Source organism: Cobetia sp. 1AS1, assembly GCF_029846435.1.
Classification (GTDB): Bacteria; Pseudomonadota; Gammaproteobacteria; order Pseudomonadales; family Halomonadaceae; genus Cobetia; species Cobetia amphilecti.
In genome coordinates, this window is sequence record NZ_JARWKU010000001.1 from 671265 (window position 1) to 690331 (window position 19067).

18 protein-coding genes are annotated in these 19067 nt (G+C 62.1%); 7 read left to right on the forward strand and 11 right to left on the reverse strand.

What is annotated here, in order from left to right; genetic code table 11:
- Positions 1-48: 48 nt before the first annotated feature.
- On the reverse strand, positions 49-462 hold the full coding sequence (locus QD280_RS02835; RefSeq protein ID WP_215824289.1) for a DUF6691 family protein: 414 nt from the start codon (positions 460-462) through the stop codon (positions 49-51).
- Positions 459-917, reverse strand: coding sequence for a YeeE/YedE family protein (locus QD280_RS02840; RefSeq protein WP_279838237.1), 459 nt, complete (start codon positions 915-917; stop codon positions 459-461). Before QD280_RS02840 ends, QD280_RS02835 begins: the two co-directional genes overlap by 4 nt.
- 139 nt (positions 918-1056) lie before the next feature.
- On the opposite strand from QD280_RS02840, the gene QD280_RS02845 reads away from it, so the two are divergent.
- On the forward strand, positions 1057-1968 hold the full coding sequence (locus tag QD280_RS02845) for a LysR family transcriptional regulator (protein WP_165873919.1): 912 nt from the start codon (positions 1057-1059) through the stop codon (positions 1966-1968).
- 141 nt (positions 1969-2109) lie between these two features.
- Here QD280_RS02845 and QD280_RS02850 read toward each other — a convergent pair whose 3' ends face one another.
- From QD280_RS02850 to QD280_RS02890, 8 genes are all read right to left on the reverse strand, one after another.
- The gene (locus QD280_RS02850) at positions 2110-2859 is read right to left on the reverse strand and encodes a 2OG-Fe(II) oxygenase (protein WP_279838239.1); all 750 of its coding nucleotides are present in this window, start codon (positions 2857-2859) and stop codon (positions 2110-2112) included.
- 291 nt (positions 2860-3150) lie between these two features.
- Positions 3151-3939: a CmcJ/NvfI family oxidoreductase gene (locus QD280_RS02855; RefSeq protein ID WP_279838242.1), complete on the reverse strand. Its 789-nt coding sequence runs from the start codon at positions 3937-3939 to the stop codon at positions 3151-3153.
- A gap of 184 nt (positions 3940-4123) precedes the next feature.
- The gene (locus tag QD280_RS02860) at positions 4124-4444 is read right to left on the reverse strand and encodes a multidrug efflux SMR transporter (protein WP_043332225.1); all 321 of its coding nucleotides are present in this window, start codon (positions 4442-4444) and stop codon (positions 4124-4126) included.
- Between the two features lie 14 nt (positions 4445-4458).
- Positions 4459-4827, reverse strand: a complete 369-nt coding sequence (locus QD280_RS02865) for an SMR family transporter (protein WP_054555915.1) — start codon at positions 4825-4827, stop codon at positions 4459-4461.
- Between the two features lie 269 nt (positions 4828-5096).
- Positions 5097-6506 carry an NAD(P)/FAD-dependent oxidoreductase gene (locus QD280_RS02870; RefSeq protein ID WP_279838245.1) on the reverse strand — a complete coding sequence of 470 codons (1410 nt, stop codon included), beginning with the start codon at positions 6504-6506 and terminating at the stop codon, positions 5097-5099.
- A gap of 163 nt (positions 6507-6669) precedes the next feature.
- Positions 6670-7560, reverse strand: coding sequence for a PAS domain-containing protein (locus QD280_RS02875; protein ID WP_279838247.1), 891 nt, complete (start codon positions 7558-7560; stop codon positions 6670-6672).
- The gene (locus tag QD280_RS17855) at positions 7557-8504 is read right to left on the reverse strand and encodes a response regulator transcription factor (protein ID WP_347881947.1); all 948 of its coding nucleotides are present in this window, start codon (positions 8502-8504) and stop codon (positions 7557-7559) included. Before QD280_RS17855 ends, QD280_RS02875 begins: the two co-directional genes overlap by 4 nt.
- Positions 8501-9814, reverse strand: coding sequence for a histidine kinase (locus QD280_RS02890; protein WP_279838250.1), 1314 nt, complete (start codon positions 9812-9814; stop codon positions 8501-8503). Before QD280_RS02890 ends, QD280_RS17855 begins: the two co-directional genes overlap by 4 nt.
- A gap of 266 nt (positions 9815-10080) precedes the next feature.
- Here QD280_RS02890 and QD280_RS02895 point away from each other — a divergent pair, with 266 nt between their 5' ends.
- The 5 genes from QD280_RS02895 (at position 10081) to QD280_RS02915 (ending at position 16333) form a co-directional block, all read left to right on the forward strand.
- Positions 10081-12540, forward strand: a complete 2460-nt coding sequence (locus QD280_RS02895) for an aminomethyltransferase family protein (protein WP_279838252.1) — start codon at positions 10081-10083, stop codon at positions 12538-12540.
- Positions 12541-12892: 352 nt separating this feature from the next.
- A complete protein-coding gene (locus QD280_RS02900; protein ID WP_107335007.1) occupies positions 12893-14251 on the forward strand; it encodes an ammonium transporter in 1359 nt (452 codons plus the stop codon).
- 164 nt (positions 14252-14415) lie between these two features.
- Entirely contained in the window at positions 14416-14583 is a 168-nt protein-coding gene (locus tag QD280_RS02905; protein WP_153635554.1) for a hypothetical protein, read from the forward strand.
- 182 nt (positions 14584-14765) lie between these two features.
- Complete coding sequence (locus QD280_RS02910; RefSeq protein ID WP_192838087.1) at positions 14766-15698, forward strand: phosphodiesterase; 933 nt, start codon at positions 14766-14768, stop codon at positions 15696-15698.
- A complete protein-coding gene (locus QD280_RS02915; RefSeq protein ID WP_279838255.1) occupies positions 15695-16333 on the forward strand; it encodes an HAD hydrolase-like protein in 639 nt (212 codons plus the stop codon). The genes QD280_RS02910 and QD280_RS02915 overlap by 4 nt, the downstream gene beginning before the upstream one ends.
- A 138-nt stretch (positions 16334-16471) precedes the next feature.
- Here the strand turns inward: QD280_RS02915 and QD280_RS02920 are convergent, their stop codons facing one another.
- On the reverse strand, positions 16472-17881 hold the full coding sequence (locus tag QD280_RS02920) for an NAD(P)/FAD-dependent oxidoreductase (RefSeq protein ID WP_279838257.1): 1410 nt from the start codon (positions 17879-17881) through the stop codon (positions 16472-16474).
- Positions 17882-18833: 952 nt separating this feature from the next.
- Between QD280_RS02920 and arfA the strand changes: the two genes are divergently transcribed.
- The gene (arfA, locus tag QD280_RS02925) at positions 18834-19013 is read left to right on the forward strand and encodes an alternative ribosome rescue factor ArfA (RefSeq protein WP_107335003.1); all 180 of its coding nucleotides are present in this window, start codon (positions 18834-18836) and stop codon (positions 19011-19013) included.
- Positions 19014-19067 lie beyond the last annotated feature (54 nt).

Below are 19067 nucleotides of genomic sequence, written 5' to 3' on the forward strand. Positions count from 1 at the left end.
ACGCCCGCCATTTGGCGGGCGTTTGCGTTTCAAGGCGGGATTGTCAGATCAGCTGTTGCGCGTCAGGCGGGTGGCCAGCCACCAGCCCAGCAGCATCGTCACCAGAAAGCCCGCCAATGGCAGACTCATGGCGCTGCTGGAGACGATGGCAGGCCCGGGGCAGTAACCGCTCAGCCCCCAGCCGATACCGAACAGGGTCGCGCCGAGCAGCAGGCGGCCATCGATATCGCGACGCGTGGGCAGCTGGAAGCGCTCGCCCAGCAGGGGAGTGCCACGCCGCCAGACGAGGCGGTAGCCGAGGAAGGTGGTGATGACGGCACCACCCAGCACGAAGATCAGCGTGGGGTCCCAGTCTCCGGCCACGTCGAGAAAGCCGACCACGCGCGCGGGGTCGGTCATGCCGCTGAGTGTCAGCCCGAGGCTGAAGACCAGCCCGGTAAGAAAGCCGATGACCGTTTTCATGGTGACTCCCCCAGCAGATGTTGGCTCACGAACACTGTCAGCATGGCCACAGCCACGAACACCACCGTGGCCACCAGCGAGCGGGGGGAGAGACGTGCGATACCGCAGACGCCATGACCACTGGTACAGCCGCCGCCGATGCCTGTTCCGATACCCACCAGCAGACCGGCGAACATCATGCTCAGCACCCCGCTGGCGGGATTGCCGATCAGCGCATCCGTGCTTGCGGCCACATTGCCCCAGTCGAGATTGAGCAGCAAAAGCAGCAGCGGGCCACTGATCAACCCGAGCACGAAGGCGAGACGCCAGCGGCGGTCCGGGCCTGATTCCAGCAGCGCGCCGCGCGTGATGCCACTGATACCGGCGATACGTCCCAGAAAGGCCATCAGCATCACTGCCGATAGACCGATCAGGACGCCACCGGCGAGTCCTTTCATGCTGCTTATCATGTCCATGTCGTTCATCCTCGTGTCGCGGTCATCCTGCGGTGCGTCGATGATATGCTCGTGGCTGGCGAGCGCCAACCGGCTGTCTGGCCGCTTGGCTGTACGACAAGGACGCCGACCTTTCGATTGAGGGCACCGCAGGAGCACCATGAACGAACTGACCCAACGCCTGCGCACCTTTCTCAAGGTGGCGGAGCATCAGAGCTTCAATGTAGCGGCGCGGGAGCTGGATATCGCCAGTTCCACGGCGACGCGTCACGTCAACCATCTGGAGCGCCAGCTGGGCGAGCCGCTGCTGGTGCGCACCACGCGCCATGTACGGCTGTCGCCGGCCGGCGAGCGCGCCCTGATCCGCTTTCGCGCCATTCTGGCCGAGGTGGACCAACTGGAGGATGAGCTGGAAACGCTGAGTGAGCGGGTCGCGGGGCCGCTGCGCATCTCGGTGCCGTGGCGCTATTCACGCCTTTATCTGGCGCCGCTGGTGAGCGAGTTCATGCAGTGCTATCCCGAGGTGGCGCTGGATATCGTCAGCAGCGACCAGCGGGTGGACCTGGTCGAGGACCATTTCGACGTGGCCCTGCGCATCGGCCATCTGGAAGATTCGAGCCTGATCGCGCGCCATATCAGTGATCAGCGCTTCGTGCTGGCTGCCGCGCCGTCCTACCTCGCCGCCCAGCCGCCTATCCATCAGCCACAGGACCTGGAACAGCACCGTCTGCTGACCTTCAGTTATACCACCGCCAATCATCACTGGCGGCTGGTGCAGGGCGATCGGGAGCATCGCATCTCGGTGCGCGCCCGCGCGCTGCGCACCAACAACGCCGACATTCTCACCCAGGCAGCACTGGGGGGCGCCGGCGTGGTGGTGCAGCCGCTCTGGGCCATCCGGGAAGAGCTGGCAAGTGGCCGCCTGCTGCCGGTGCTGGAGGACTTTCAGGTCACTTCATCGGATTTCGACACCGGTATCCACGTCGTCTTCGCGCGCGAGAATCAGCACAACCCGCGCGTACGTGCCTGGGTCGACTTCCTGCTTGCCCGCCGCGAGCGGTTGTCCTGCTGACATGCCCTGTGAACGACACACAGGAAAACACGAAGGGCCCGGTCTCGAGAGATCGGGCCCTTCGTGTTTTTCAGGCTGCGCTGGGTACTTATCAAGCGGCAACTGCCAAGCGGTGCCTGGCCACTGCTCATCAGGCAGCCATCAATAGAGGATATCGCTGCGGATGATGTACTTGGCGCCGTCGCGGATCGGCTCGCCGGCATGCACGCAGTGCTGCGGGTGCGAGCCATGCGGGAAGCACAGTACGCCACCCTTGGGCGTGGAGACCGAGACCTTCTGGATGTCATCCTGCGACTGGGCCGGCTTGCCGGGTTCGCGACGGCTGACCAGAAACTCGGTGCGCCCGCCGGTATAGCCATCGCTCAGGAAGATGAGGAAGGTGTACTGGCTCATCAGGCCCGGATAGGCGTCCTGGACGATCTCGCCATTGATGACACGACTGCCCGGCCAGGCACCATCGGTATGCGGCTTGAAGAAGTCGCCGGCCTCGTAGCGATAGACACGAAAGCGCGCATTGATGCCCTTGGCGCCCTCGCCCTGGATCTGCTCGGTCACTAGCGGCGCCGAACGCTGCCAGAGGACCTGATCGACCGCTTCACTGACGACCCAGTTGACGTTGTGGTTGTGGCGTACCGAACGCGGCAGGGAGACGGGCGCATCTTCCTCGAAGCCCATTTCCTCCAGGGTGGCGACGAAGTTGTCGGCCTCGGCGGGTGTCAGCACATTGAGCAGCTGGAAGGCACCCGGGACACCCTCGACTTCCTGACGGACCACCTCTGGTGTCGCGTCGGCCTCGAAGAGATCAGACACGTCGCCGTTGTCGGTCCAGATGGGCAGGGGCGTGGGAGAGAAGCCGCGTTCGTGGCGGACGACATGGAAAGACAAGCTCATGGCAAAGCTCCTGAATGACGAAGAATGTGTGACGAGAATCTGGTGGCCGCCAGGCGGTGGCCGCCAGGCGGTGGCCGCCAAGCGGTGGCCGCCAGGCCTGCAAGGAGGGAGGCCTGGACGACGGTCATCTGGCGGCGAGTGCCGATAAGCTCGCGAGAGGGGCGAGAGAGGGGCAGCTACCCGGATGGGCCAGGTCTCTGCCATCTCGACCGCGGCGCTCAGCCGCCACCAACCAGTCGTTATCGACCAGTCATTTTCAACCAGTCGCTATCAACCAGCGGCCGTGACACGTCAGTCGGGATAGCGGACCAATACCCGCGTCTCGAGACTGGTGCGTGTCGGCGCATCGTCGGGCGTATCGAGCAGCTCGGCCGCGGTATGCGCGACCGACGGCTTGCCGGCGCTGTCGAAGGCATTGAAGACGATGGCTTCGTCGGGGCGCATCTGTGAGGCGAAGTACCAGCGGTGAGCCGGGTTGTGCACGAGGCCCTGGATCTGGCCGCAGCGGTCCGGATAGAGGATGTCGATGTTGACCCAGTCCTCGTGTTGCACGCTCTGGGTATCGGCGAAGGCCAGCGGGTCACGTGCGACGGCTTGCTCGACCGGCTGCCAGACATTGACGATGCCGTAGTGGCCGCTCAGCCACTGCTCCGCCTGCTCGGGCGGGAGCAGATCGCGCACGCGCTGCGGGCCAGAGCGAGGCGAGTAGTCGACATGCACATGCTGCGCCGGCACGCGCTCACCCTCGAAGCCGCGCAGGGTGTGGTCGAACACCTGCACTTCACTGACGCCGAGCTGCTGCTTGAGCAATGCCTCGATGGCCGGTGTGTGCAGGCGATCGCGCACCCCGGCATCGCGCACATCGACCGCAAGTTCTGGCGTGTCGAGAAATAGCAATCCCTGGCAGGCGAAGCTGGGCGGTGTGGCGCGCAGGTCCTGCAGCCTGACACCGCGGCGGTCATGCTCCGGCTCGATGCGGCGACCGGTCTCGCCGTTCGGGTCCACCTTGATCTGCAGGCCTTCCGGGCAGTCGAGCTGATAATTGACGAACGCCATGCGGGTAGGGACGGGCGCTGACATGAACGAGACCTCCTTCACGATGGGTTGTCAGAGGATGCCGCAGGGACAGGCACTCAGGCGGGTGCCTGCGGTGCCGAGTCCAGGAGGCTGGTTCACGAGGCTAGTGCACTGGCGCGGGCAGAAAAAGGCGCCGGTCGGCAATTGGTTATTGCACAAATGGCAATAATCAACCGCCGACCGGCGCTCAATGCCCGCCGGACAGGTGCAGACCGGCGATGGACAGCACGATGACGCCGATGCAGGCCATGCGGCGAAACGAGAAGTGCTCGCGCCAGAACAGCACGCCGATGATGGCGCTGACCACGGTACCGATGCCGGAGAACACGGCATAGGCGATGCCCAGACTGATGGTATCCATGGCCAGATACAGCAGACTCAAGGAGGAGCTGAAGCCCAGCGCGACCAGCAACACGCCCATGCGGCGGTGCTGATTGGCGTACTGGTTGAAACCGGTGACGCCGACGACTTCACAGCAGCCGGCGGCGATCAGATAGACCCAATCCATGGCGTCACTCCTGGTCATTCACTGAAGGTGGTCTGCGGTGTGGCACTCGCGCGGGGCTGCTTGTCGGCAGGTGCGCTGGGGGCCGTCTTGAGCACGATGATGCCGATCAGCATCAGCACCACGAAGCCCAGCGTGGACCACTGGAATTCGAGATCGAAGAACAGCAGGTCAGCCACCACCGTCCCCACCGTGCCCAGGCCGACGAAGATGGCGTAGGTGGTGCTGGCGGGCAGTGTCTTGGCGATCTGGGTGACCAGACTCAGGCTGATGATGACCAGCAGCACCGTCAGTGCCCATTCAAGCGGACTGTCGGCGACTTTCAGGCCCGTGGCCCAGCCGATTTCGCACAGGGTCGAGATCAGGAAGTAGAGCGTGATGCGCATGGTGATCGGGTGTCCTTGTGGGGGGGCAGGAAATGCGGTGTTTCATCACCTGTGAGAGACCTGCGTGCCATCAATATCCAACATCAGTCTATATGAGTTTTTGTTGATGTTTTGATGCAGGAAAAGGCGGAGGGAGCCCCTCCGCCTGGTGTCCCTCCACCTGCTGCCTGGCAAGTCGTTCGTGCAGCCTTGTTTGGCCAGAGCCCCTGTCAACACGAACCCCTGAGACCAGAAGCCCCTTTGAACAAGAGCCCAGGTGACCAGGAGCGTCAGGAGGCCAGCGGCGTGGTCGTCGCCTGAGCAGCTGACTCCTCGTTGAGTGGTGTCGCGACCTCGGCAGGTTGGGCCAGATAGGCTTCCAGCGAGTCATCCATCGCCTCCAGCCACGGCGTGTGATGCTTGGGCGCCAGGGTGCCGGTCATCAAGGAGCGATAGCCGTGATCGCGGAAGGTCATGATGTTCTCGTGCTTGTGATGCTCCCATTCCAGGAAGGTGCGATTCACGCCATCGATATCGAAGCTCGGGTAGTCGGTCGCTTCGATCAGCGATTTCACGTAATCGCCCTGGAAAAGAATCATGTCCTCATCACTTTCCAGCGTTTCCTCGCGCGCACGCCACGCCAGACTGTCTTCACGCATCGCGTCCAGTGACGGCAGGGGCAGGGTGCCGAGAATCGCATCACGCACCCACCAGGCCTGGGCATCGAACATGTTGAAGGTGTACCACTGGTCCTGCATGCCGAGATAGAACAGGCGCGGATTCTCTTCCCACACCACCCCCTTATAGAGCCCCAGCGGCCACATGCGGTTCTGGGTCTTGAGGCGCAGCGACTCCTCGAGGAACGGGAAGTGGTGCAGATAGCCGGTGCACAGGATGATGGCATCGACGCGCTTGTGGCTGCCGTCACTGAAATAGGCGGTATCGCGATCGACCTTCACCAGCAGTGGCTTCTCTTCCCAGTTGTCCGGCCATTTGAAGCCCATCGGGGCGGTGCGATAGCTGGTGGTGATGCTGCGCGCACCATACTTGTAGCACTGCGAGCCGATGTCCTCGGCGGAATAGCTGCTGCCGAGCAGCAGCAGGTCCTTGCCCTTGAATTCCAGTGCATCACGGAAGTCATGGGCATGCAGAATGCGGCCATTGAAGCTCGAGAAGCCGGGGAATTCCGGCACATTGGGTGTCGAGAAATGCCCGGATGCCACGATGACGTGATCGAATCTTTCGCTGGTCACCAGATCGAGCGCCTGGTCATGCACGCTGACCGTGAATTGCTGGCTGGCATCATCGAAGGTGACCTGGCGCACCGGGCAACCGAAGCGGATGTACTTGCGAACGCCGGCCTTCTCGACGCGACCCTTGATGTAGTCGAACAGCACCGCGCGCGGCGGATAGGAGGCGATAGGGCGCCCGAAATGTTCTTCAAAGGAGTAGTCGGCGAATTCGAGACATTCCTTGGGGCCATTCGACCACAGGTAGCGATACATGCTGCCGTGGACCGGCTCGCCGTGGGCATCCAGTCCGGTACGCCAGCTGTAATTCCACAGACCGCCCCAGTCATCCTGCTTTTCGTAACAGACAATCTCGGGAATCTCGATGCCCTTGTCGGCGGCGGATTGAAAGGCACGCAACTGAGCCAGGCCACTGGGTCCTGCACCGATGATCGCGATACGTTGGGTCATGGATACCTTCCTGTTCTTGTTGTGTCTTCATGCGTTATCCGAGGCTTCAGGACGTGATGACGTCGTGAAACACTGACAACGAAACAGGCTAGCGAGATGTGGTCCGGCTGCACATTGCTCGGAAAGGGTAGCCATAAAGGGGTACATCAGTTCATGTCTCAGTTCATGTCTCATTTAATGGTTCAGTCGATGGCGGTACGTCTGAGATAGCCGAGGTGTCGACGGCGAAGATGATGCCCTCCACCGCCAAGGGCGTGCCATCCGGTGAATAGATGCCATGGCCCTTTTCCTGCACCCGGATGACCTCGCCGTCGCGATGGCGAATGCGGTAGGCAAGGGTGAAGGGGGTGCGGGCCTCAAGGGCTGCCTGCACCTGATCCCACACGCGGTCGGCATCTTCGGGATGGATCATCTCGCCGTAGGTAAGGGAGGGATGATCGAGCAGTTGCTGGGGGCTGAGGCCGGTGATGGCCAGGCAGCCGTCACTGATGTATTCCATCGACCAGTGGCGGTTGTTGCGCGCGCGATAGACCATCGCGGGCAGCCCCTTGATCAGCCGCGTCAGGCTGCGCAGATTGGCGGCGTCGATCTGCTCCTGCTGCACGCGCTCGCTGATGTCATGCAGGGTGAGCGTGGCGGGCCAGGGCGAGGCCAGCGAGAGCGACTGGCTGCGCACTTCACACCAGCGATAGTGGTGGTCCGCCCCCAAGATGCGCAATCGCCAGCAGTCAGGGCGTTCGCGGCGCGAAACGTGGCGGGCGAGCATGTCCCAGCGCGATTGATCCGCGGGGTGCAGGGCATCGCGCAGGCGCTGCGCTGCCGTGCCGGGCCCGTCCGCCCGAGTGGCGGTGGGCGTCTCTTCTCGTGGGTCGCGCGATTCGTGTCCGCTCAGGGCCTGCCAGCCGCGCGAGGCATACAGCAGGGTACTGTCGGCATCCACCACCAGCACGGCATCACTCAGCCCATCGAGAATCGCCTGGGCGCTGAAGGGCGAGGCAGTCGAGGCGGGTGAGGCGATCGAGGCGGAGGCGAACTGTTCGAGAAAGCGCATCATCGCAGGCTCTCCTTTTCGGCCCGGTTCGTATCCGTTTCGGCGCCTGTCGCGTCCTCGGCGGGCGCTCGGCTGGCATCACTCGCGGGCGTCAGCGGGTGAGCGTAGACCCAGGCGGCCAGCTCCAGTCGCGAATGCAGGTTCAGCTTGCGCAGCAGATTCTTGACGTAGACCTTCACCGTGCTGTCGCTGATGCCCAGCTCGCGGGCAATCAGCTTGTTGCTGAGGCCGCGCCCGATCCATTTGAGGGTATCGCGTTCACGCTCGGTCAGGCCTTCGTACCATTCAGGTGCCGTGGGCAATTCAGGTGCCGTGTGCCAGTCAGGTGTCGTGGGTCGGTCGAGAGCGGCGGCCCCGTCGAGCGTGGAGCCAGCAGGGGGATTCGCCACGGTTGGCAGCGCCTCAGTCTGCTCCTGCTCCTGTTTATGCTGCTGTTTATTCGTCTGTGCTTGCGAGTGTTGTTCGCGCTGGCGGTGGTCCTGCTGCAGACGCCGGGCGAGCAGCAGCAAGGTCTCTTCTTCCAGCCCCAGCTTGCCGTCGACCACGGCCTGCAGGCGCTCGAGAATGCGTTCGGGGTCGGTGTCCTTCATCAGGTAGCCATCCGCCCCTTGCTGGATGGCATCCAACAGGTGGCGGCTGTCATCGGAGGCGGTCAGCAGCACTACCTTGAGAGTGGCATCACGCTGCTTGAGATGGCGCATCAGGGTCAGGCCATCGAGCTGCGGCATCTGCCAGTCGACGATCACCAGCTCCGGGGCGAGGGTGGACAGGGCGTCAAGCAGATCGGTGCCGTCATCGAAGTCGGCCACGACCTCGAACAGGCCACCTTCACTCAACAGCTCGGCAAGCCCGCGCCGAAACAGCGGATGGTCGTCGACGAGCACGACTCGTGTCGGGGGTGTCGAGGGTGTCTGGTGTGTCGAGGGCATCTGGCGAGTCACGGTCATGTGTCGTGGCGCTCCCAGCTCAGTGTCACGCGGGTACCGCCATGGCGGGGTTGGGTGATGGCGAAGTCGGCCCCGAGCTGGCGTGCGCGATCCTGCATGATGCCCAGCCCGAAATGGGCGGGGGCGATGTCGGCGGGGTCAAAGCCGCAGCCGTTGTCCTCGATGGTCAGCAACACCCGCTCCGCTGGCTGAGGCCCTGAAGACTGATAGAGCAATTGCAGGCGCAGGTGGGTGGCCCGGGCATGGCGCACGCTGTTGGTCATCGCTTCACGCACGATGAACATCACCTGCAGGGCCTGGGCATCGGGGAGGTGCAGCGACTGGATGCGGTTGTCGAGCTCGAACACCAGGCCTGAGCGTGTCTCGAATTCCTCGATCAAGTTGTCCAGCACACAGGCCAGCGGCGCGTCTCCCCAGGTGGCGTGCGCGCCGTTGATGAGCTCCCGGGTCTGGCGCAAGGCGCGCCGGGACTGGGTATGCACGTCCTCGGCCAGTGCCTGCACTTCCTGTGGCGCACGACGAGCGGCGCGAGTCAGGCGTGCGCTCTGCATCTGCAGATAACTCAATTCCTGGGCGAGGGTGTCGTGCAGCTCCGCCGCCAGATGTCGGCGTTCGTTCTTCAGCGCCTGCGCCACCGCTGCCTTGATGTCTTCGGCGTGACGCGCCTGTTGCTGCTGATGCAGTGCCAGGCCACGGCTCAGGGCATCGATGGCGGCGCTCGCCAGCCTCGATTCGAGGGCTGCGGCGGCCGGCTCTCCAAGCCACAACCAGTCATCGCCAGTCGCCTGTCTGTCAGTGGTGTGGGTGAGGGCGACCAACACCCCGTGGGGCCTGCCCGAGACAGCTGACGGCTGGCGGCTGACGTGCGCGTCATGGGCGATCTGGCTGACGATCTCCTGCAGGGTCTGACGCGTCTTTGCGGGCAGGGCGAGGCCAGTCGGCGCGATCACCTCATGGCGTTGCTGATCGACCCCACGATGCAGCACGCAGCTCTCGACAGGACGTGAGCAAGCCTGAGTACCGGCAACCTGCTGGCTCAGTAAGTCCATCCTCTCTCCCTGAAGGTCTCCCCAAAGCTCTCGCAGCAGCTCTCCCAGCAATGATGGCAGCGTCTCCGTGAGGTCAGCGCAGGTGGCGATGCGCAGGGTGATGGCGTCGAGCTTGGGAGTCTCGCGCCTCGCATCGCCGGGGGAGGAGTGCAGTGGCTCGTCGTCGCGGCGTACGTCGGCACGGCGTACATCAACCAGGGCGGCCGCCGTTCGTGCAGCAGGCACCTTGCCTTCCTTCCCTGCGCCGAGAATGACTTCCATGCGAGCTCCTCTCTCTACTTCCTGCTTCGGGGTTCTTTCTTCGGGCTTGCGATGTCGCGTCAGCAAGCTTGATGAGCAAGCTTCATGCCAGTGAACGGCTTACCCCTTCATGGGTAACTCTCTTGATGGATTGTCGCGATCTCCACTGTGAGTAAATTTAATTAACCATGAAGAACGTGGTGCGTCGCAGAAGGGGACATGCACCATCCAAGCACATCGGGGAGCTGCTTCACCCCATCACGCGTGCAACGCCGGACCTACTTGCCATGACCACAAGAGGTATCACCACGATGGAGCTTGCAGTCGAGATACCCGCTGCCACGCCGTGCCAGCTGTATCGTTATCGAATACCCGGGCTGGATGCGCTGGCGCTTGAGCTGTCGCCGGGGGACAGCGTGCAGGTGTCATCCGTCGATGGTGCCCAGGCCTGCGAGTGGCTGCTATTGCCACCAGGGGGCCGGGAGGGTCAGCACGGGGTGGCAGAAGCTGGAGGGGCAGAAGCTGGAGGGGCAGAAGCTGGAGGGGCAGAAGCTGGAGAGATTGCAGACACAGTCGATGGACTGACACTCGCGCGCTACGCCAGCATCACCTGTCTGGAAGAACATGCCTTTGCCAGCCAGCCACAAGGGGCAGAAGAGGGTAAGGCCGAGCAGGTGCGAAGCCCGTTCACCCAGCAGCGTCTGGCAGCGCTGGGAGTCGCGCAGGTGCCGCTGTCGGAGTGGCAGCGCTTGTCAGTGGCCGGGTTGCCGGCCGAGATTCGCTGGCCGCGTGAAGCGCCAGCCGCGCGACTGATTCTGCTGGCCCCCGGTGATGACATGCAGCTCGATGGCAAGCATCTGGCCACCGAGCTTGAGGTCTCGCACTTCTGCGAGGGGCTGGTGGGGCAGGAGCAGCTGCCAGCGCCATTGGCGCCGATCAAGCAGGAGACGAGAGTCTCGGCGGGCACGGTCGAGGTCTATGAGGTCAAGCAGGGCGAGTGGATCCAGATCATCGATGTGGCGGGTCGTCAGTGCTCCGATTTCGTGGCCTTCGATGCCAATGCCTGGGCGCAGGGTAAAGAGCTGGGGCTGGACGCCGGCGCCACGCGCAGCCTGTCCGGTCATTGCATGCCCAATCCGGGGCTCTATTCGGTGTTCTTCGATCAGCATCTGCATCCGATGCTGGAAGTGGTGCAGGACACGGTGGGGCGCCATGACAGCTTCATGCTCGCCTGTTCGCCGCAGTATTACGAACACCACGGCTACTTCGGCCACGATAGCTGCACGATCAACTTCAACAACGCCCTGTCGGCGTCGCATGGCATTCAACAGCGTGCCAGCTGGCCGGCGATCAACTTCTTCTTCAATGCCTATGTAGAGCCCTGCGGCACCCTGGCGGTGGACGAGCCCTGGTCGCGCCCCGGCGACTATGTGCTGCTGCGCGCCGACCGTGACCTCATCTGCGCCTCATCGGCCTGTCCGGATGACATCGACGCCGCCAATGGCTGGGTGCCGACCGATATCCAGGTGCGCATCTACGCCGCTGAACATGATTTCCCCCGTGGGATCGCCTATCGCAATCGGCCCGAGGAATTGCCGCGCATGACACTGCCCACTGCCTTTCATCCCTGCACCTCCGCCTTGACCAAGCAGTTCATCGACTACCACGGCTACTGGCTGGCCACGCATTACGAAGGGTGGGGTGCGCGGGCCGAATATCTGGCCTGCCGCGAGCGGGTCGCGATGATGGATCTCTCGGCGCTGCGCAAGTTCGAGGTCGCCGGTCCCGATGCCGAACGCCTGCTGCAATACGCATTGACCCGCAATGTACGACGGCTCTCCATCGGCGAGGTGGTGTACTCCGCCATGTGTCAGGAAACCGGCGGCATGCTCGATGACGGCACCTTGTTCCGCATGGGCGAGCAGACCTTCCGCTGGATCTGCGGTGACCCGGCCAGCGGCCAGTGGCTCAGGGAGCTTGCCCAGCGCCAGGGCTATCGCGTCACGGTGCGTGACTCCACTCATCAGCTGCACAACATCGCGCTGCAGGGGCCGAAGAGCCGCGAGGTGCTGGCGCCGCTGATCTGGAATGCGCGTACCCAGCCAGACGTTCAGGGGCTGGGCTGGTTCCGCTTCATGATCGGTCGTCTGTCGGGGCCGGATGGCATTCCGCTGATGGTGTCGCGTACCGGCTATACCGGCGAGCTCGGTTATGAAATCTGGTGTCATCCCAAGGACGCCCCGGCCGTGTGGGAGGCGATCTGGGCGGCGGGTGAGCCCCATGGCATCGCGCCGCTGGGACTGGATGCCCTCGACATGCTGAGAATCGAGGCGGGGCTGATCTTCGCCGGTCATGAATTCTGCCCGCAGACCTCCCCCTATGAGGCGGGCATCGGCTTCACCGTGCCGATGAAGAGCAAGGAAGAGGACTTCGTCGGGCGGGCAGCGCTGCAACGCGAGGCGCCGGAATCACGGCATCGCGTGATGGGCCTGAAGATGCACAGCAGCGAGTTGGTCAGCCATGGCGATCTCGTCTACCACGGCCGCTATCCGGTGGGCGTGGTCACCAGTGCCACCCAGTCGCCGCTGCTCGATCGTTCCATCGCGATGTGCCGCCTGGCACCGGACTTCGCAAGCCCGGGAACCCAGCTTGAGATCGGCCAGCTGGATGGCCATCAGAAGCGCCTCGCCGCCGAGGTGGTGACATTGCCCTTCCATGACCCGGAGCGCCTCAAGGTGCGTAGCTGATCTCACTGCCAGGAGGGGAAGCATGAGAGGTGAGTCGCGCGCAATGACTTGCGTATATGCAGCGCCCTGCAAGTCATCTCGCGGTGCATGCCGTGGCCGGCATGCCTCAATAACGCCCATCCTCCTCGCAGGGAAGGCTCCATGGGCTTCATATCTGAAGAGGAGTCCTCGGTTTCAAGAATGATGCAGTAAAAACAACGAATTGCTGAGGGTGGCCAATGAGGGTCATCTGGCATGTCGCTTGCTTTATCCAGCAGGTCCCCTTGAAAAACAACAACAACCCCCGGACGGGCAGTGCCGCTTGCACAGTGAAGCGCGCTGATCCACAGGCTCCGGTAAAGGAGAAAAGACGATGGATGAAAAGACGTTGCAAAGCATATTGGATATGCATCAGGCGATGAACATCGAGGTGTTCTATTGGTGGTGTACCGCCATCATGTTCCTGATCCATGCAGGCTTTCTGGCCTATGAGATCGGTGCCTCGCGTTCCAAGAATGCGTTGGCATCCGGCATGAAGAACGTGCTGACGCTGGCCTCGATCATCCCCGCCTTCTACTTCGTGGGCTGGTGGATCTACAACGCCTTCCCCAACGGGCTGATCCCCATCGAGGCGTCCGCCGCTCTGCCGTGGAGCGCGAGCATGCGTCCGGACGCCGATGACATGGGCACCGGCATCTTCTTCGCCGCCTTTGCCCTGTTCGGCGCGACTACCGGCTCCATCCTCTCGGGGGCGGTGATCGAACGCATTCGCCTGGGGGCCTTCCTGATTCTGGCGGTGATTCTCGGCGCCGGTGTCTGGATCATGGCGGGCGCCTGGGGCTGGCATCCGGATGGCTGGATGCTGCACAAGCTGGGCTACCACGATGTCGGCGCCGCCGGTGTGGTGCACGCCGTGGCCGGCTTCTTCGCGCTGGGCGTGCTGCTCAATCTGGGCGCGCGCATCGGCAAGTACAGTGACGATGGCAAGCCGCAGGTGATCGCGCCGCACAACATGCCGATGACGTTGATCGGCCTGATGCTGATCATCGTCGGTTTCTTCGGCTTCCTCGGCGGCTGCATCATCTTCAACACCGGTGACATCGGCTGGACCACCATCTACGGCAATCGCACCAACCTTTCTGCCTTCGCCTTCAATACCCTGATGGGCTTCGGTGGCGGCGTGATCGGTGCCTATCTGTCCTCGCGTGATCCCTTCTGGACCATGTCCGGTGCGCTGGGCGGCATCATCACCGTCGCGGCGGGGCTGGATCTCTACAACCCGGGCCTGGCCTTCGTGCTGGCGGTCACCGGTGGCGCCCTGATGCCGAAGATTGGCGCACTGCTCGAGAAGCGTGGCCTGGATGACTCCGTCGGCGCCTTCGCGGTGCATGGCTTCTGTGGCTTCTACGGCGTGGTACTGGTGGGCATCTTCGCGGCCGGCTTCCCGAATGTCGGCGAAGGCGTGCCGGACGTCTCCTTCACCGGCCAGCTGACCGGCGCGGTGGTGATGGCACTGACGGGCTTCATTCCGGGCTGGGGCGTGGCCTATCTGCTCAAGAAGTTCAACCTGCTGCGCGTGCCGCCGCATGTCGAGGTACTGGGGCTGGACCTGTTCGAAGTCCCGGCCAAGGCCTACCCGGAAAGCCTGTCCTCCGAGACAAGCTCCAGCGTGCCGGCACGTTCCGGTGGGGTGGTCGCGGCGCCGATGGACAAGCGTCCTGACATCAGCTGAGCCCTGGTAGCTGAGCCCTGGTAGCTGAGCCCTGGTAGCTGAGCCCCGGCGCACATCCTGAAGGGGCCGGTCTGTCGAGATGATGTCGAGATAAGCGCTGACTGGCCCCGTTATTGCAGTACTGGTAGACCCATCCGATATCCGCTTTCGCAAGGAGTCTTGCAATGGAAACTGTCGATACTGTGGTACACGCTGGCAACTATGCCTTCTTCTTCAGCAACTCTGGTGCCGTGGCGGTGTGCCTGCTGGTCGCCGCTGGCGTCTGCATTGCGCTGAGCGCCAACATCCTGCGTCACGAGAAAGCGTCCTTCGAGAGCAAGAAGACGCCGTGACCCTCTGGGCATCATGACCGGCACATCAAACGCCGCAGCGCTCAGCGCTGCGGCGTTTTTGATAGGTGGCATGCACCCGATTGGCTTTGCGCGAAGAGAGTGTGGCGTGCGTCACGCAGTCGTCACCTGAGAGCTTGATAATGGCGGCCCCTCAAGGTGGCCCTCATGGAACGCGCGATAGCATGAAACTGATCCATCTGACCGACACCCATCTGGTCGCTCCTGACAAGCGACTTTACGGGCTGGACCCACGTGCACGGCTAGCGGCTGCCGTTGCCGATATCAATCTGCACCACGGCGATGCTCAGGGCGTGATCATCAGCGGTGACCTGACCGATCGCGGTGAACCGGCCGCCTTCCAGGCGCTGCGTGAGGTACTGGAAGAACTGTCGATGCCGTATTTCCTCGGCATGGGCAATCATGATGCGCGTGAGGCTCTGCAGGCCGCCTTCCCGGAGCTGCCCTGCGATGACGGAGGCTTCGTGCAGTATGCGCATGCCTTCGGCCCCGGCGCTGATGATTGCGTGCTGGTGATGCTCGATTCGGCGGTCGCGGGGGAGCATGGCGGTCTGCTGTGTGAGTCCCGCCTGGCGTGGCTGGATGCCTGTCTGGCTGCGCATCATGATCGCCGTATCCTGCTGGCGCTGCATCATCCGCCCATGGTCCTCGGCATCCGTTACATGGACGACATCCGCTTGCAGAATTCACAGGCGCTGCATGACGTGATCCAGCGGCATGGCAATGTCGAGCACTTGCTGTTCGGGCATGTGCATCGTCCGGCCAGCGGTGTCTGGCGGGGGCTCTCGTTCTCGACCCTGCCGGGCGTCAATCACCAGGTCGGGCTGGATCTGGTCTCTGCAGCGGATTGTCTCGCCGGCAGTCATGAGCCGCCGGCCTATGGCGTGCTGATGATAGGCCAGGAGCAGATCGTCAATCACCTGCACCTCTACATGGATGACAGTCGCCGCTATTTCTTCCACGACACGCTCGAGGCCGCCCAGTCGCTGGAGGCGCTCGATGAATTGATCGCTCTGCAGCGCGATGAGCGGATTCCGACTCGCGAGCGCGAGCCGTTGAGCAACACCTTGCAGGCAGCTGAGGCAGCAAAAGAATGAACAAAGCGTTATATGTCTTTGATTTTGATGGTGTGATTGCCGACAGCCTGACACTGTGTCTCAAAGCCTGCGCGCATGCGGCGCGTCTGGAAGGGCGGACGATCGTGCTGGAACGCAATAGCTGGGAGTCGCTGGACAACGTGACCTTCGAGGAGATGGCGCGTGTGCAGGGCTTCACGGACGAGGCCGTCGCGCGCTTTGCCGCACATGTCTTTGCCTATACCCGCCAGGCGACGCCGCCGGCGGTCTTCACCGGCATGCGCGAGGCCTTGTCGGCGCTTGCTGAACAGGGCGACGTCATGGTGCTGTCGGCCAATCACAGCGAGATGATTCGTGCCACGCTCGCCGCCGCCGGCCTGTCGGATTGCGTGTCACAGGTGCTGGGCGGTGAGATCGCGGGCAGCAAGGGGGCCAAGCTGGTGGGTCTATTGGCAGCGCCGCAAGTGGCGGTGGAGCGCAGCTGGATGGTGGGCGACGCCGTCAGCGACATTCGCGCCGCGCACGAGGCAGGGTGTCGTGCCGCTGCCGTCAGCTGGGGATGGCAGAGCCCCGAGCGGCTGGCCAGCATGGCACCGGAGCGGGTCATCACGCAGCCGCAGGCGCTGATATCACTTTGCGATGTGCTGCACGAGTGAGCTGTTGCACGTGTGAATTGATAGAACGAAGCCGCCGAGTCGTGTCACGACTCGGCGGCTTCGTTGCCTGACAGATCAGGAAGCTCGTCGTCTCAGACGGCTTGCTCGTTCAGACGGCTGCTGACTGAGACGGCCTGCTCAGGCGTCGTCAGTCGCGAGCTGCGCGGCGGTGGCTGTCTCGCCGCCTGCTTGTCCAGCGCTCTTGTCGGGCTGCGCCAGGAAGGCTTCCAGCGAATCATCCATCGCGTCGAGCCAGGGCGTGTGATGGCGCGGGGCCATGGTGCCGGTCATCAGCGAGCGGTAGGAGTAGTCACGGAATGTCATGATGTTCTCGTGCTTGTGGTGCTCCCACTCGAGGAAGGTGCGATTGACGCCGTCGATATCGAAGCTCGGATAATCCGTCTCCGAGATCAGTGACTTCACGTAATCGCCCTGGAAGAGGATCATTGATTCATCGCTGTCCAGTGTCTCTTCCCTGTCACGCCATGCCTGACTATCCGCCTGCATCGCCTCGCGGCTGGGCAGCGCGATCTCACCGAGAATCACGTCACGCACCCACCATGCCTGGGCATCGAACATGTTGAAGGTGTACCACTGGTCCTGCATGCCGAGGTAGAACATGCGCGGATTCTCTTCCCAGGCAGCGCCCTTGTAGAGACCGAGCGGCCACATGCGATTGCCCGTCTTGAGGCGCAGTGGCTCATCCAGGAACGGGAAGTGGTGGAGGTAGCCGGTACACAGGATGATGGCATCGATCTTCTTGCTGGTGCCATCGCGGAAATAGGCCGTGTCGCGGTCCACCTTCAGCAACAGCGGTTTCTCTTCCCAGTTGTCCGGCCAAGCAAAGCCCATCGGGGCGGTGCGATAGCTGGTGGTGATGCTGCGAGCGCCATACTTGTAGCACTGTGAACCGATATCTTCGGCAGAGTAGCTGCTGCCGATCAGCAGCAGGTCCTTGCCCTTGAATTCCAGCGCGTCACGGAAGTCATGAGCGTGCAGAATGCGGCCATTGAACTGCGAGAACCCCGGGAATTCGGGCACGTTGGGGGTCGAGAAGTGACCCGATGCCACGATGACGTGATCAAACTGCTCCTGAACGACCGCATCGGCCTGCAGGTCATGGACACTGACGGTGAACTGCTCGCGGTTGTCGTCAAAGCTGACGTGGCGCACCGGGCAGTTGAAGCGGATGTACTTGCGCACGCCTGCCTTCTCGACTCGACCCTTGATGTAGTCGAAGACCACCGCACGTGGCGGGTACGAGGCGATGGGATGGCCGAAGTGCTCCTCGAAGGAATAATCCGCGAACTCCAGACATTCCTTGGGGCCGTTGGACCACAGGTAGCGGTACATGCTGCCGTGGACGGGCTCACCATTCTGATCGAGACCGGTGCGCCAGCTGTAATTCCACAGGCCACCCCAGTCACTCTGTTTTTCATAACAGACTATTTCGGGAATATCGATACCCTTGTCAGCGGCAGATTGAAAGGCGCGCAGCTGTGCCAGGCCACTCGGCCCTGCGCCAATGATCGCAATGCGTTTTGTCATGGGTATTTCCTGTTGAGACTGTAATGAGACGTCATGTTCCGTGAACCCCGCGTTGCGGGATCTCGTGTTGACCAGGTGCTTTTTCCTATGTAATGGAGCGCGATAATAATGAGCGTTATCCAGCGCTTGGGTGGCCTGGAAAGGTAAGGGATCCAGTTGACTGGCCACCTGACATTTCGCTGAACCTGAGCACGGAGGCCGTATTTTTCTTGCCTTGAGAGCAATCTACGGCTCGCGGAACGTGAGGCATCCTCGCAGAAATGATGCGCCATCTCAAATGTTAGACATTGATTCTGAGTGTATGAAGTGTACACGATCACGAGGGTGTTTAGACTTTAGTGGTAAGATTATTTCGGGTTGTGTCACTTTGGAAAGGTCAGGCGCAAGGATGCGATTTATCAACTCATGGTTTGGGTTGTTTTTTTGTAAGATATTGATTTTCGTGTATATTTTTGATGTTTTGGCGGTGGTTTTTCGTGGCGTTATCTGGCTTTTTTCTATGAGGAAAGAAAAGAAGATTGCCGTGTTGCAATATCGATTCGAAGGTGGATAGTTTTCTGCCTATTCAAGGCATGCTGAGTCAAGCGGGTGGAGGGCTGAAATGATCTATTGGTCAAGCAGGTGGGTGCTTGTAATTTTGAGATTTTGAGTAAAATAGGGGTGTGAGGAGGATGGAAAAGGGGTGTCACAGTAGTGAGTGGTGTGTGAATGGAGAAAGAGACGGGATCAGGAGGGAAAAGGGCGCCAGATTAGCAAATAACCCTCGCTCAAGGGTTCGCTGGAAGATTCGCTGGTGGGGAAGGCTAGAGGATCTGCTGGGCTATTCGCTGAACTATTCGCGGGGCTATTCACTCACCAGGCCAGCGACGAGGGGGAAGCGGAGGTTGATCACTCTGCATGCCGAAAGGGCGTATACTGGGCCGGTGATAGAGAAGCCACAGGAGAAGACACCATGACTCACAAGCGCAAGGTACAGGACAACGCGCTCAAGGCAGTGCTGCGTACCCCGATGTTCAAGCAACGCGTGGTAAAGGCGCGCAAGGGCAAGGGCAGCTATCAGCGCCAGGGCAAGTCGCAGGGAAACAGGGGCGGCAGTGAAGCGCCTTCAGTCAGTGTGCACAACGCTGCCTGAAGACGCTTCATTGGTGCGGCTTCCCACGACCTGACATGCATCACTGCAAGGGAC